Raw genomic sequence first — 12,296 nt, 5'->3', positions numbered from 1 at the left:
CGCCGTTTGTAGTGTCTGACGTCGAGAAATACGCATCACAGTCCCCCTGACTGAAATTTTGGTTAGGAACAGACTAGCCGGGTAGCCTGGGTACCGAAGCCAGCAGGAGCCGGGTGTAGGCGTGTCGTGGATCGGCCAGCACGGACGCCGTCGTACCGCGTTCGACGACCTCCCCCCGCCGCATGACCACCAGGTGGTCGGTGACCTGGCTCACCACGCCGAGATCATGGGTGATGAACAGGAACGCGGTGCCGGTCCGCTCGCGCAGGTCGGCCAGGAGGTTCAGGATCTGCGCCTGGACGCAGACGTCGAGGGCGGCGACCGCCTCGTCCAGGACGAGGACGGCCGGTTCGACGGCGAGCGCGCGGGCGATGGCGACCCGCTGGCGCTGGCCGCCCGACAGGTGGCGCGGCAGCGCGTCCGCCTCCCGCTCGCCCAGGCCCACCTGGTCGAGAAGCTCAGCGATCCGCCGCGCGTGGTCGAGGCCGGGGAAGTGCAGCTTCAGGGTCTCCCGCAGCACCGTCCTGGCGCTCAGCCGCGGGTCCAGCGACAGGAACGGGTCCTGGAAGACGATCTGCACCTCACGGGCCAGGCGCAGCCGTCCGGCACGGCCGCGGCGCCGGACGGAGCGGTCGTGCCCGCCCACGGTGACGCGTCCGGCGTCGGGACGCTCCAGGCCCAGGACGATGCGGGCGGTGGTGGTCTTGCCCGAACCCGACTCGCCGACGACGCCGAGCGAGCCGCCTTCGGCCAGCGTGAAGCTGACGTCGCGGACCGCCTGGACGCTTCCGTAGGACTTGGACAGCCCGTCGACGTCAAGCATGCTCCGCTCCGGTGAGGTTGTGATGGCAGGCGACCTGGGCGACCAGTTCGGGTGGATCGGTGCGGCACACGGCCGTCACCAGCGGGCACCGTGCCGCGAATGCGCAGCCGAGAAGCTCGGTCCGCAGATCAGGGGGTTGCCCGGGAAGGGTGGACAACCTTCGTGGAGACCTCAGAACCCTGGGCGTGGCCGCGAGCAGGGCCGCGGTGTAGGGGTGGCGCGGGCGGGAGAACAGCGTGGCCGCCGATCCGGTCTCCGCGATCCGGCCCGCGTACATGACGTACACGCGGTCGGCGATGGCCGCGGCCAGGTCCAGGTCATGCGTGACGAACAGCAGCCCGGTCCCGTATCTCTCACGCAGCGCCGCGAGCAGCGCCACGATCTCGGCCTGGGTGGTGACGTCCAGGGCGGTCGTCGGCTCGTCGCACAGCAGCAGCTTCGGATCGCCCATCAGCGCCCCGGCGATCATGACCCGCTGCAGCATCCCGCCCGACAGCTCGTGCGGGTACTGCCTCAGGACCCGCTGCTCCAGGCCGACCGCGTCGAGGAGTTCGCGGGCGCGATCCCGCGACCCGGGCCGCCCCTCGACCAGGAAGTCGCCGACCCTGCGCAGCGGGTTGATGCCCGCCCGCGGGTCCTGAAAGATCATCGCGACGGTACGGCGGCGCAGTTCCCGAAGCCGGGCGGGGGTCAGCGCGAGCACGTCCTGCCCCGCGACCTCCACGCCGCCCTCGACCTCGGCGCCCTCGGGAAGGAGCCCGAGCACGGCCCGCGAGGTGAGGCTCTTGCCCGAGCCGGACTCCCCGACCAGCGCCACGGTCTCCCCCTCGCCCACGCTCAGGTCGACGCCGTCGAGGACGGGCCGCAGGGTGCCGGGCAGCCACATCCGCAGGCCGGTGACGCGCAGCACGCTCATGCCCGCCTCCGTGACACGCGGTCGGCCCAGTGCTCGGCGACGACGTTGAACGCCACCACGGTGAGCACGATCGCCGCGCACGGCAGGATGGCCGATAGGGGATGGCCCTGGAGCAGGGCGGACTGGCCGTCGTTGATCATCGATCCCCAGGTGGGTGTCAGGGGCGGTACGCCCAGGCCCAGGTAGGACAGGGCGGACAGGTCGAGCAGGGCGTAGCCGAAGTTGACCGACGACTGGGCGAGCACCACGGGCGCGATGTTGGGGATGAGGTGGCGCACGCAGATGGACAGGCCGGAGAAGCCCTGCACCCGGTAGGCGGCCAGGTAGGGCCGCCGGCGTTCGGAGAGGGTGAGATTGCGGGCCAGGCGGCTGACGTACGGCAGGTAGGCCAGGGAGAGGGCGATGACCGGGGCGGCCAGGCCGGTGCCGTACAGGGAGACGAAGACGATCGCCACGAGCAGGGCGGGGAAGGCGAGCAGGAGTTCGGCGGCGCGCGACAGCAGCGTGTCGGGCCAGCCGCCGAACCAGCCGGCGGTGACGCCGGCCAGGACTCCCGCGACGGTGGAGAACAGGACGACGGCGATCGGGCCCAGCAGCGTGGTGCTCGCGCCGGCGATGAGCCTGGAGAGGGTGTCGCGGCCGGCGGCGTCGGCGCCGAGCGGGTGAGCCGGGGACGGGCCGGTCAGGGCGGCGCCGAGGTCGCCGGCGTTGGGGTCGGCGGGGGCGAGCCAGGGCCCGGCCAGCGCGACGGCGACCATCAGCGCGGCGAAGGCGAGGCAGGTCAGGTAGAGCCGGTTCCGGCCGGTGCGCAGCCGGCCGAGGACCGGGCGGTGGATGATCGGGCCGGCGGCGCTCATCCGGCATCACCCCGTGCGCCGAGCCGGACCCGCGGGTAGCACAGGTCGACGATCAGGTTCGTCACCGTGAACAGCGCGACCACCAGCAGCGTGATGGCCTGGACGACGGGGAAGTCCTTGACCTGCACGGAGCTTTCCAGCAGCGCGCCGAGCCCGCCGATGCCGAAGGCGGCTTCGACCAGCACGGTGCTGATGACGAGACCGGACAGGGTCAGGCCGCTGACGGTGGCGACCGGGCCGAGCGCGTTGCGCAGGACGTGCCGGCGGATCACCTGGCGTTCGGGCAGGCCGCGGCTGCGGGCGACGGTGACGTGTTCGAGGGCGAGCTGGTCCTTCATGGCGCCGCGGGTGACCCGGGCGAGCCAGCCTGTCCAGTACAGGGCCAGCGCCAGGGACGGCAGCGCCAGATGGTAGATCATGTCGGGCAGCCCGTCGCCGCTGCCGATCGTCGGGAACCAGCCGAGCTGTATGGAGAACACCCACAGCAGGCCGATGGCGGCGACGAACGACGGGGTGCCGAGCGCGAGCGAGGTGCCGACGAGCACCGCCGAGTCGGTGGCGGGCCCGCCCACCGCGGCCAGCCGGCCCAGGCCGATGCCGAAGACCACCACCAGCAGGGCGGCCATCGTGATGAGCAGCAGCGTGCTCGGCAGCCGGGCCTCGATCAGCCCGAGCACCGGGCTGCGGTACTGCATCGACCGGCCCAGATCGCCGGTGAGCACGCCGCCCGCCCACTTGAGGTACTGCAGGAAGAACGGGTCGTCCAGGTGGTACTGGGCCCGGATCGCCGCGATCGCCTCCGGGCTCGCCGCCCGGCCGCCGAGCAGGAAGGTCTCCGGGCGGCCGGGGGCCAGGTGGACCGCGCCGAACACCAGGAACGACGCGGTCACCAGCGTCAGCGCCAGCTCCAGCAGGCGCCGCAGCAGGAAGCGGGCGATCATCCGGCCGCGCCCACGTCGGCCGCCCATGGGTAGTACATGTAGGCGATGGAGGTCGGGGCGCCGGTGATGCGCCTGCTGAGGTACAGCGACGTGGGCCATTCGGCGACGGGGATCCAGAGCACCTGCTCGGCCTCCTTCCGTCCCAGCCCGGCGGTCAGCGCCGCCCGCTTGACCGGGTCGTACTCGGCGACGGCCTGGTCGACGAGCGCGTCGTAGGCGGGGTCGGCGTAGCCCATGTAGTTCTCGAAGCCGTCGCTGCGGAAGATCGAGTAGCTGGCCAGCGGGTCGGTGATCGACAGGTAGTAGGTGCAGGGGAACAGGTCGACGGCCGCGCGGGCCTTCGGGTCGGAGAACAGCGCGGTGTAGGCGTCGGGCGCGATGGTCTTGAGCTCGACGTCGAGGCCGATCTCGGTGCCCGCCGCCTGTACGGCCGTGGCCAGCAGCGACACGTCGGTACCGATCGGGCTGGTCGCCACGGTGATCTTCTTGCCGGTGGCGCCGGCCTGCCGGATGAGCTCCTTGGCCGCGGCCACGTCGCGCTTGGCGCCCGCCGGGGCCGCCGTCTGCCGGGGCCAGGCGTCCCGGGGCGCGGGGGCCGCGGCGACCGAGCCGACGCCCTGCAGACCCGTCTTGACGAAGCCGTCGCGGTCCAGGGCCAGCGACAGCGCCCGCCGTACGCGGACGTCGCTCAGTGTGCCCTTGAGGTTGGTGAAGGCGAGGTTGACCGTGGTCAGGCTCTTGCCGAAGTAGAGCGTGCCCTTGCCGCCCGCGCGCAGACCGGCGTAGCTGTCGGGGGCGATGAGGTAGCCGCCGTCGACCTCGCCGGTCAGCATCGCGTTGGTCCTGGCGGCCGGGTCGGTGATGAAGCGGAAGGTGACCTGCCGGGCTTTCGCCTTCTTGCCCCAGTAGCCGGGGAATCGGTCGAGCGCGATCGACTCGCCCTTGCGCCACGGGCCGAGCCGGTAGGGGCCGGTGCAGTCGGCGCCGCCGTCCGGGTTGCCGTAGTCGCGGCCCTTGGCCTGGACGGCGCGCGGGTTGACGACCGTTCCAGCCGAGGTGGCCATCCACTGGTTGAACTGGGAGTCCGGCCGCTTCAGCCGTACGGTCACCTCCATCGGGCCGCTCTTGCCGATCGAGGCGACCCGGTCGAAGGATTTGGCCCAGTAGGAGCCCAAAGCGGTGTCCAGGTGGCGGCGCAGGCTGAAGACGACGTCGTCGGCGGTGACCTCGCCGCCGCCGTGGTACTTCACCCCGGGCCGGATGCGGTAGACGAACGTCTTCGCGTCCGGCTGCTTCACCTCCTGGGCCAGGCCGGGCTCCAGGCCGAGCTGCGGGGTCCAGCGCATCAGGCTCTCGCAGACGTTGGACAGGATCATGTTCTGCGGGTAGTCGAAGGCGTAGATGTAGTCGAGCGTCGGCGGCTCGGCGTAGACGGACCAGGTGAAGCCGTCGATCTCGCCCTTGGCGGGCGGCGTCGTGGGCGACAGCGTGAAGCTCGTGCCGGCGGTGGAGTGGGGGGTGGCGGCCCCGCCGCAGGCCACCGCCATGAAGGCGAGGGCCGTGAGTGCTGCGATCCGCATGGGCTCTCCCTGGGGTCAGATCGGGCGGGTCAGCGCGCCGTAGAGCTCCGGCCGCCGGGTGTTGATCAGGCCGAACTCCAGCCAGTCGCGACGCTGGTCCAGGTCGAGGTCGGCGACGAGGACGGCGGGCCGGTCCCGCGGGGCGCGCAGCATCACGCGGCCGTAGGGGTCGGAGATGAACGACGAGCCGTAGAAGGTGATGAGCCCCTCCGCGCCGACCCGGTTGGGCACCACCATGAACAGGGCGTTGGCCAGCCCGTTGGCGGAGATGGCGTGCTCCCACATGGGCCGGGTGTCGAAGTGCGGCAGTTCCGGCTCCGAGCCGATCGCGGTCGGGTGGACCAGCACCTGCGCGCCCTCCAGCGCGTAGGTCCTGGCCAGCTCGGGGAACCACTCGTCCCAGCAGGTGGGGAAGCCGAACCTGGCGCCGCCGAGTTCCACCACGGGGAAGCCGGTGTCGCCGGGGCGGAAGCACAGGTCCTCGTGGTAGCCGGGGAAGCGCGGTATGTGCAGCTTGCGGGTACGCGCCAGCAGCGTGCCGTCCGGGTCCACGCAGATCGCGGTGTTGTAGCCGAGGCCGCCGTCGGTGGCCCGCTCGTGCAGGGAGGCGTGCACCACGACGCCCAGGTCCGCGGCCAGTTCGGTGGCGAGCGCGGTGGTGGGGCCGCCGGGCAGGTCCTCCATGTGGCGGGCGGCGTCCTGCGCCCGCGTCTTGTCGGCGGCGAAGTAGGGGCTGCGGGTGAGCTCGGGCAGGCAGACCACCTCGGCGCCGAGGCCCGCGGCCAGGCGTACCCCGGTGCGCAGGGCCTCGTCGTGGGCCCGTTCGTCGGGCTGCCAGCGCATCTGGACCAAGCCCACCCGCAGGAGCGTGCCGGGTTCCGTGCCGGGCCGGGCCGGTGAACCGAGCGGCGAGCCGTAGGAGGTCAGTTCGGCGTAGTTCACGAGGCCCGCCCCGCGGCCGGAATCTGCTGGGTGACGCAGTGCACGCCGCCGCCGCCGTAGGCGATGACCGGGGTACGCACGCCGACCACGGTGCGGCCGGGGAAGGCGCCGGCGATGACGGCCAGGGCCTTCTCGTCGGCCTCCACTCCGGCGACGGGGACGACCACGCCGCCGTTGGCCACGTAGAAGTTCAGGTAGCCGACCTCGATCGTCTCCCCGGCCACCTCGGTGAACGCGCTCTGGGGCAGTTCGACGAGCTCGAACGGTCTGCCGGCGGCGTCGGTCGAGGCCTCCAGGATCGCCTTGTTGGCGCGCATGCGGGCGTAGTCGGGGTGTCCCGGGTCGTCGGGGAGCTGGATGAGCACCGTGCCGGGGGCGGTGAACGCGGCGACGCCGTCCACGTGGCCGTCGGTCTCCCGGTCCTCCAGCCCGCCGTACGGCAGCCAGATCACCTTGGTGACGCCCAGCCTGGCCTTGAGCTCGTCCTCGATCTCGGCGCGGGTCAGGCCGGGGTTCCTGTTGGGGTGGAGCAGGCACTGCTCGGTGGTGATCAGCGTGCCCTCGCCGTCGACGGTGATCGCGCCGCCCTCAAGGATCATGCCGGACTCGACGCGGGCGACGCCGAGGCGGTCCAGGAGCAGGGCGGAGATCCTGTCGTCCCGGTCCCAGGGGTGGTGCTTGCCGCCCCAGGAGTTGAAGCGGAAGTCCACGCCGGCGCGGGAGCCGTCCGGGCCGAGTACGAAGATCGGGCCGGAGTCGCGCAGCCACGAGTCGTCGATCGGCAGCTCGACCACCTCGACCGTGTCGCCGCACTCCGCACGCGCCTGCTCGCCCTGGCCGGGCAGCGCCACCATCGTCACCGGCTCGAACCGCGCGATGGCGCGGGCCACCGCCGCGTACTCCTGCCGGGCGGAGGTGAGCAGGTCGCCCCACAGTTCCTCCCGGGTCGGCCAGGCCATGAGGCAGCCGTCATGGACGGCCCATTCGGCGGGCATGCGCATGATCACTCCTGTCTGAAAATTCAGTCAGCCTTACGGAGTTGCTATAGTGCCCACCGACTGAAGATTCAGTCAAGGTGTCCCCGACCCTGCGACGTGAGGTGAAATGTCGTCCGATCGCCAGCGGCAGATCCTGGAAGCGGCCGTCCGCGTCATCGCCCACAGCGGCGTGCGCGGGCTACGGGTGGAAAAGTTGTCCGCCGAGGCCGGAGTGTCGACCGCGCTGATCTACTACCACTTCGGCGACCGGGCCGGGCTCATGCGCAAGACGCTGGAGTTCGTCAACGAGCGCGCCGGCCGCTACACGCACGAGGCCATGGAGATCGGCAAGGACCCGCGCGAGCAGCTCGAACTGCTCCTGCTCCTCGAACTGCAGGACACCCCCGCGGTCCGGGAGAACAGCGCGGCCTGGGGCGAGTTGCGGGCCAGCGCGGTCTTCAACCCCGACCTGCGCGAGCCGCTCAGCACCTCCACGCGCGGCTGGGTCGACGACCTCGCCGCCATGATCAGGCAGGCTCAGGCGGCCGGGCTGGCCGCCGCGCGGGCCGATCCGCCGGCCGTGGCGGAACGGCTGACCGCCCTGGTCGAAGGCGTGAGCGAACGCTGGCTCAGCGGGTCGATGACGTTGGAGCGCGCCCGCGAACTGGTGGAGGGCGCCGTCATCGCGGAGCTCGGGGAAGCGTCGAGTCCCGTTCCACCAGACGGGTCGGCAGGGCCCGCGTGACGGGGGCCGCGGCCCTGCCCTCCAGCAGGTCGGCGGAGCGCGATCGCCGCGGCCTTCGGCAAGCCCGTGGTCATGCTCAACCTGGACAACCTCTACGGAAACGGCGGTGGCGGCGCGCACCGCGTCACCATGCAGGAACCCACCCCTTGACCTGACTCGCGGGCGGGCGCCCACGCGGGGCCGCCCGCCCCCGACCGGTGTGCGCCTTCCGCTCCGTGCCCTATGGTGGATCTTGAGTGCGGGGCCAGAAGACCACGACCGGAAGGCGGAATCCGGATATGGAAGACGTTCCACAGCACCGGCCCACACCGATGGATCTGCAGACCCACCGGCCGCACTCGGCGCGGGTCTACGACTACATCATGGGCGGCAAGGACAACTTCGCCGCCGACCGGGAGACCGCGTCCAAGGTGCTGACCAACTGGCCGGGACTGCGCACCTCGATGCTCGCCAACCGCGCCTGCATGCACCGGATGGCCCGTTACCTGGCCGACGCGGGCATACAGCAGTTCGTCGACATCGGCACCGGCATCCCCTCCTCCCCGAACCTGCACGAGGTCGTCCAGGAGAGCGCCCCCGAGGCCCGGATCGTCTACGTCGACAACGACCTCATCGTGCTGACCCACGCGCGGGCCCTGCTGGCCGGTACGCCCGAGGGCCGCATCGCCTACATCCAGGCCGACATGCGTTCCCCCGAGGCTCTCCTCGGTGACCCCACCCTGCACGAGGTGATCGACCTCACCCGCTCGGTGGCCCTGACGGTGATCGCCATGCTCCAGTTCGTGGAGGACGCCCAGGGCCTGGTGGAGGCCCTGATCGCCCCTCTTCCGGCCGGCAGCTACCTGGCCGTCACCATCCCGACCGCCGACCTGGCCCCCGAGTCCGAGCAACTGGCCCGCGAGTACACCAGCAGCGGCATCCCCATGTACCTGCGCACCCGCGCCGAGGTGGAACGCCTGTTCACCGGCCTGGACCTCCTCGACCCGGGCGTCGTCCCGATGCCCCGCTGGCGCCCCGCCCGCGGCGACCGGCCCCTCCCGGACACCGCCACCAACATGTACGCCGCGGTGGGCCGCAAGCCGTAGCGGCCGGAGCTACGTCGTGACCGCGACGGCGTCGACCTCCAGCAGGTACTCCGGCCTGGACAGCGTGGCAACCCCCACCAGCGTGTCCGCCGGCTTGTGATCGCCGAACAACGCGACCCTGCCCTCCTCGATCTGCGCGAGATGCTCACGCCGGTACCCGGCGACGAAGATCGTCAGCTTCGTCACCTGGTCGGGACGGGCGCCCGCGGCGGCGAGCGCGTGTCCGATATTGGCGAACACCTGGCGCGCCTGGGCCGTCATGTCCCCCGGTCCGACGAGGTTGCCCGCCCGGTCCTCGGCCACCTGACCGGCTATGAAGACCATCCGCGTGCCGGTGGCGACGACGACGTGGCTGTAGGTCGCCGGTGGGTCGAGTTCACCGGGATTGATGGATTCCAATGCCATGGGAGCACCCTCTCCAGAGGAGGCGACGGCCGGGTCACGGCCGGCGCCCGGTGTAGTGGTGGATGATCAGGGCCGCGATGAAGCCGAGGCAGACGATTCCGGCGATCAGGCCGGCGACCTGGGCCGTACCGCCGATGGTGCCGCCGATGGTGTTGATGGCCGCGAACACGAGGAAGCCGATCCACAGGAGCACACGGCGGCGGGGGTCGTTCATGGCGGCCAGTCTAGAAAGGCGCCTGCGGCCGGGAGAATGCCGTAGCCTGCCGGGCCGGTGGTAGTGCAGGTGGGAAGGAACGTCACAGAGCCTCCACCCCCGGCAGGACTGTGGCGCGGAAGGCGGCGTCGAGCTCGGCGGGCGTCGCGGTGATCTCCTCGTCCACCCACCTGCGCAGCAACGTCATGAACGCCCCCGCCACACAGCTCACCACCAGCTCGGACACCTCCCCCTTCCTGGCCTCCAGCTCCGCGCGGATCATCCGGCCCAGCATCCGTTCGCCCCGCGCCATCACCACCCCGCCGCCGCGCCTGCCGAGCAGCGCCTTCACCAGCCGCCGCTGCTCGTGCACGTGCTCGAACATCGGCAGGCTGAAGGCGAACAACCGCCCGTCCACGCCCGGCTCCGCATGCAGGAAGGTCAGCGCCTCCAGATTGCTGAACAGCACGTCCTGCTTGTCGGTGAAGTGCGCGTAGAACGTGGATCGGCCCACGTCGGCCCGGTCGATGATGTCGGTGACCGTCACCGCGTCGTAGCCCTTCTCCAGCGTCAGCTCCACCAGCGCCCCCTGGATGGCCTGCCGCGTGCGCCGTACCCGCCGGTCCAATGTCCCTCCTTGTGTTCAGTACGGCACAGCCGGGCAGAACTGTTTGTTGCCCCGGCAACACCGACAGACAGACTATTCATTACAGAACACTCTGTTCGATATCGGAGGCGATCATGGGTTTGGGCAGGCTTCTGCACCGGCACGAGGAACACGCCGACCACGGCGGCACGATCGACCATCCCCGCGCCTACGGCATGGGCGTCACCCTCGGATTCCTGGGCCGGCGCCGCGAGGTCTTCACCCGCCTGGCCACCAGGTCCGGGGTGCGGACCGGCGACCGGGTCCTCGACGTGGGCTGCGGCACCGGCTACCTGACCAGGATCGTCGCCCCGATCGCGGCCGAGGTCACCGGCGTGGACCCCTCGCCGCCCATGGTGGAGCACGCCCGCTCGCGGGCCCCGCGCAACTGCGCCTACCTGGTCGGCGAGGCTCAGGCGCTGGCCCTGCCGGACGCGTCGTTCGACGTGGTGATGTCCACGCTCGCGGTCCACCACGTCCCGGCCGATCTGCGCGGCGCCGCCGTACGGGAGATGTTCCGGGTGCTGCGTCCCGGCGGACGGCTGCTCATCGCCGAGTTCCGCCCGCCGACCGGACGGCTGACCGGGCGGCTCGTGCGGCTGCTCACCGGACCCGCCATGCGCCACAGCCCGCGCGAACTCCTCGGCGACCTGATCCCCGACGCGGGCTTCCTGGTCGAGGGGGAAGGCGAGCTCAGCCCGATGATCTACTACGTCACCGCCGTGCGCCCGAGATAGGTCACGGCGACTGTGGCAACCGGGGGCATGGCCTGCCGCCTCGCGGCCGGCGGTCGGGAGCGTGGTGTCCGCGCCGGCGGCGTGGGCCCGCCGTTCATGACCGGGCGGTCTCCAGGTGGGCCACGGCCTCGACCATCTGGGGGAAGGTGTCGATGAACGCGTCGACACGATGGGCGGCGAAGTCGGCACGCCGCCGGACGCCGCTCTGCATGCAGGCGATGAAGCGCAGGCCGGCGCCGTTGGCAGCGCGGGCGTCGCCGGGTGAGTCGCCGACGTACAGGCAGTGATGGGGGTCGAGCCCGGTGGCGGCGAGGAGTTCGTCGAAGGCGCGGGCGTCGGGCTTGCTGTAGCGCATGTTGCCCGCGTGGTAGACGGCGGCGAGGCGGCCGGTCAGCGCGTGGTCCGGGGCCAGCAGGTGCTCGACCTCGGCTTCCGTACGTGAGGTCAGCAGCATGAGGCTGCGGCCCGCGGCGGCGAGCGCGTCGAGCGCCTGGAGGTTCTCCTGCGCGACGACGTCCAGCCGCCCGTCCGCCACATACCGCCGCAGCACGGCCGGGTACGCGGCGGCGAAGGCCTCGACGTCGATGCCCGGCGAGCGCGACGGCATCGCCTCCAGCAGCGGCTGCCCCCACGTGGACAGGTGCACGTCCCGGGACATCGGCTCACGGCCGATACACGCCAGGACCTCGTTCTCGAGCTCGAAGCACGCCGCCTCGGTGAGGCAGAGCGTGTCGTCCACATCAATCACCACGGCGCGGATCACCCCGTAAGGATACGGAAGCCGTGCCTTGGCCCTACGCCGCACAAACCCGGGCCGCTCGCGTGGAAGAACCGTCGTGCCAGGCCAAGGCACCGCAGGACGCGGCGGGGTGAGCGTCCACCTGGTCCTGGTGCCTCGCCCGCCGCTTCTTCGCCATCCGGGCCGGGACGCTCGCTGGGGGCGCCTCGTGCTGATCGGCATCGGCCTGCTGATCCTCGTCGACCTTTTGATCCAGATATTGACGACCTGGCGGGCAGGGGTTAACGTCGCAGGTAATTAAAAGGAAACTTTCCTAAGAGTTTCTGCGCCTCTCTTCATCCCACCCCCCAAGCACCGGATGTCGGAGCACTATGAAGCATCGCAAAACACTCGCAGTCCTGGCGGCCTTACTCTTGCCACTCGGCGCAGCGGTGGTCGCCCCGCCCATGGCCTTCAGTGCCAGCAGCACCCAGGTCGCCTTCGCCGACTGGGCACCGTGGACCGCGTACACCGCGGGCACCCGGGTCACCTACAACGGCGTCGAGTACGAATGCCGGCAGAGCCACACCTCCCAGCCAGGCTGGGAGCCGCCCAACGTCGCGGCCCTGTGGAAGACCACCGGCGGCGGAGGCACCGACACGCAGGCGCCCAGCGTCCCCGGCAACGCCCGCTCGACCGGCGTCACCGCCAGCAGCGTCTCCCTCGCCTGG

16 protein-coding genes are annotated in these 12,296 nt (G+C 71.3%); 5 read left to right on the top strand and 11 right to left on the bottom strand.

What is annotated here, in order from left to right; translation table 11 throughout:
- Positions 1–73: 73 nt before the first annotated feature.
- Genes ACFWY5_RS17180 through ACFWY5_RS17150 form a run of 7 tightly spaced genes read right to left on the bottom strand, consistent with a single transcriptional unit; the run spans position 74 to position 7,060 of the window.
- Positions 74–823 carry an ABC transporter ATP-binding protein gene (locus ACFWY5_RS17180; protein ID WP_379632851.1) on the bottom strand — a complete coding sequence of 250 codons (750 nt, stop codon included), beginning with the start codon at positions 821–823 and terminating at the stop codon, positions 74–76.
- The gene (locus ACFWY5_RS17175) at positions 816–1,739 is read right to left on the bottom strand and encodes an ABC transporter ATP-binding protein (protein WP_379632849.1); all 924 of its coding nucleotides are present in this window, start codon (positions 1,737–1,739) and stop codon (positions 816–818) included. Before ACFWY5_RS17175 ends, ACFWY5_RS17180 begins: the two co-directional genes overlap by 8 nt.
- On the bottom strand, positions 1,736–2,596 hold the full coding sequence (locus ACFWY5_RS17170) for an ABC transporter permease (RefSeq protein ID WP_379632847.1): 861 nt from the start codon (positions 2,594–2,596) through the stop codon (positions 1,736–1,738). Before ACFWY5_RS17170 ends, ACFWY5_RS17175 begins: the two co-directional genes overlap by 4 nt.
- The gene (locus ACFWY5_RS17165; protein ID WP_379632845.1) at positions 2,593–3,564 is read right to left on the bottom strand and encodes an ABC transporter permease; all 972 of its coding nucleotides are present in this window, start codon (positions 3,562–3,564) and stop codon (positions 2,593–2,595) included. Before ACFWY5_RS17165 ends, ACFWY5_RS17170 begins: the two co-directional genes overlap by 4 nt.
- Positions 3,534–5,117, bottom strand: a complete 1,584-nt coding sequence (locus ACFWY5_RS17160; protein ID WP_379632843.1) for an ABC transporter substrate-binding protein — start codon at positions 5,115–5,117, stop codon at positions 3,534–3,536. Before ACFWY5_RS17160 ends, ACFWY5_RS17165 begins: the two co-directional genes overlap by 31 nt.
- A gap of 15 nt (positions 5,118–5,132) precedes the next feature.
- Complete coding sequence (locus ACFWY5_RS17155) at positions 5,133–6,059, bottom strand: nitrilase-related carbon-nitrogen hydrolase (RefSeq protein ID WP_379632841.1); 927 nt, start codon at positions 6,057–6,059, stop codon at positions 5,133–5,135.
- The gene (locus ACFWY5_RS17150) at positions 6,056–7,060 is read right to left on the bottom strand and encodes an agmatine/peptidylarginine deiminase (protein WP_379632839.1); all 1,005 of its coding nucleotides are present in this window, start codon (positions 7,058–7,060) and stop codon (positions 6,056–6,058) included. Before ACFWY5_RS17150 ends, ACFWY5_RS17155 begins: the two co-directional genes overlap by 4 nt.
- A gap of 103 nt (positions 7,061–7,163) precedes the next feature.
- On the opposite strand from ACFWY5_RS17150, the gene ACFWY5_RS17145 reads away from it, so the two are divergent.
- Both ACFWY5_RS17145 and ACFWY5_RS17140 read left to right on the top strand, forming a co-directional pair.
- The gene (locus ACFWY5_RS17145) at positions 7,164–7,781 is read left to right on the top strand and encodes a TetR/AcrR family transcriptional regulator (RefSeq protein ID WP_379619445.1); all 618 of its coding nucleotides are present in this window, start codon (positions 7,164–7,166) and stop codon (positions 7,779–7,781) included.
- 278 nt (positions 7,782–8,059) lie between these two features.
- A complete protein-coding gene (locus ACFWY5_RS17140; protein WP_379632837.1) occupies positions 8,060–8,866 on the top strand; it encodes an SAM-dependent methyltransferase in 807 nt (268 codons plus the stop codon).
- 9 nt (positions 8,867–8,875) lie between these two features.
- On the opposite strand, the gene ACFWY5_RS17135 is transcribed toward ACFWY5_RS17140, so the two are convergent.
- From ACFWY5_RS17135 to ACFWY5_RS17125, 3 genes are all read right to left on the bottom strand, one after another.
- Positions 8,876–9,271: a RidA family protein gene (locus tag ACFWY5_RS17135; protein WP_379619449.1), complete on the bottom strand. Its 396-nt coding sequence runs from the start codon at positions 9,269–9,271 to the stop codon at positions 8,876–8,878.
- Between the two features lie 34 nt (positions 9,272–9,305).
- Positions 9,306–9,485: a hypothetical protein gene (locus ACFWY5_RS17130; protein ID WP_379619452.1), complete on the bottom strand. Its 180-nt coding sequence runs from the start codon at positions 9,483–9,485 to the stop codon at positions 9,306–9,308.
- A gap of 82 nt (positions 9,486–9,567) precedes the next feature.
- Entirely contained in the window at positions 9,568–10,092 is a 525-nt protein-coding gene (locus ACFWY5_RS17125) for a TetR/AcrR family transcriptional regulator (protein WP_379619454.1), read from the bottom strand.
- A 113-nt stretch (positions 10,093–10,205) separates the two neighbouring features.
- Here ACFWY5_RS17125 and ACFWY5_RS17120 point away from each other — a divergent pair, with 113 nt between their 5' ends.
- Positions 10,206–10,847, top strand: a complete 642-nt coding sequence (locus ACFWY5_RS17120; protein WP_379632835.1) for a class I SAM-dependent methyltransferase — start codon at positions 10,206–10,208, stop codon at positions 10,845–10,847.
- Between the two features lie 94 nt (positions 10,848–10,941).
- Here the strand turns inward: ACFWY5_RS17120 and ACFWY5_RS17115 are convergent, their stop codons facing one another.
- The gene (locus ACFWY5_RS17115; RefSeq protein WP_379632833.1) at positions 10,942–11,610 is read right to left on the bottom strand and encodes an HAD family hydrolase; all 669 of its coding nucleotides are present in this window, start codon (positions 11,608–11,610) and stop codon (positions 10,942–10,944) included.
- A gap of 106 nt (positions 11,611–11,716) precedes the next feature.
- Between ACFWY5_RS17115 and ACFWY5_RS17110 the strand changes: the two genes are divergently transcribed.
- On the top strand, positions 11,717–11,887 hold the full coding sequence (locus ACFWY5_RS17110) for a hypothetical protein (protein ID WP_379619460.1): 171 nt from the start codon (positions 11,717–11,719) through the stop codon (positions 11,885–11,887).
- Between the two features lie 145 nt (positions 11,888–12,032).
- Positions 12,033–12,296 (top strand): carbohydrate-binding protein (locus tag ACFWY5_RS17105; protein ID WP_379632831.1); only part of this gene is annotated, 264 nt, incomplete at its 3' end.

The sequence above is a fragment of the Nonomuraea sp. NPDC059007 genome (assembly GCF_042740555.1).
Taxonomy (GTDB): Bacteria; Actinomycetota; Actinomycetes; order Streptosporangiales; family Streptosporangiaceae; genus Nonomuraea.
Note: the sequence above shows the minus strand (reverse complement) of the source record. Positions and strands in the feature narration are given on the sequence as shown.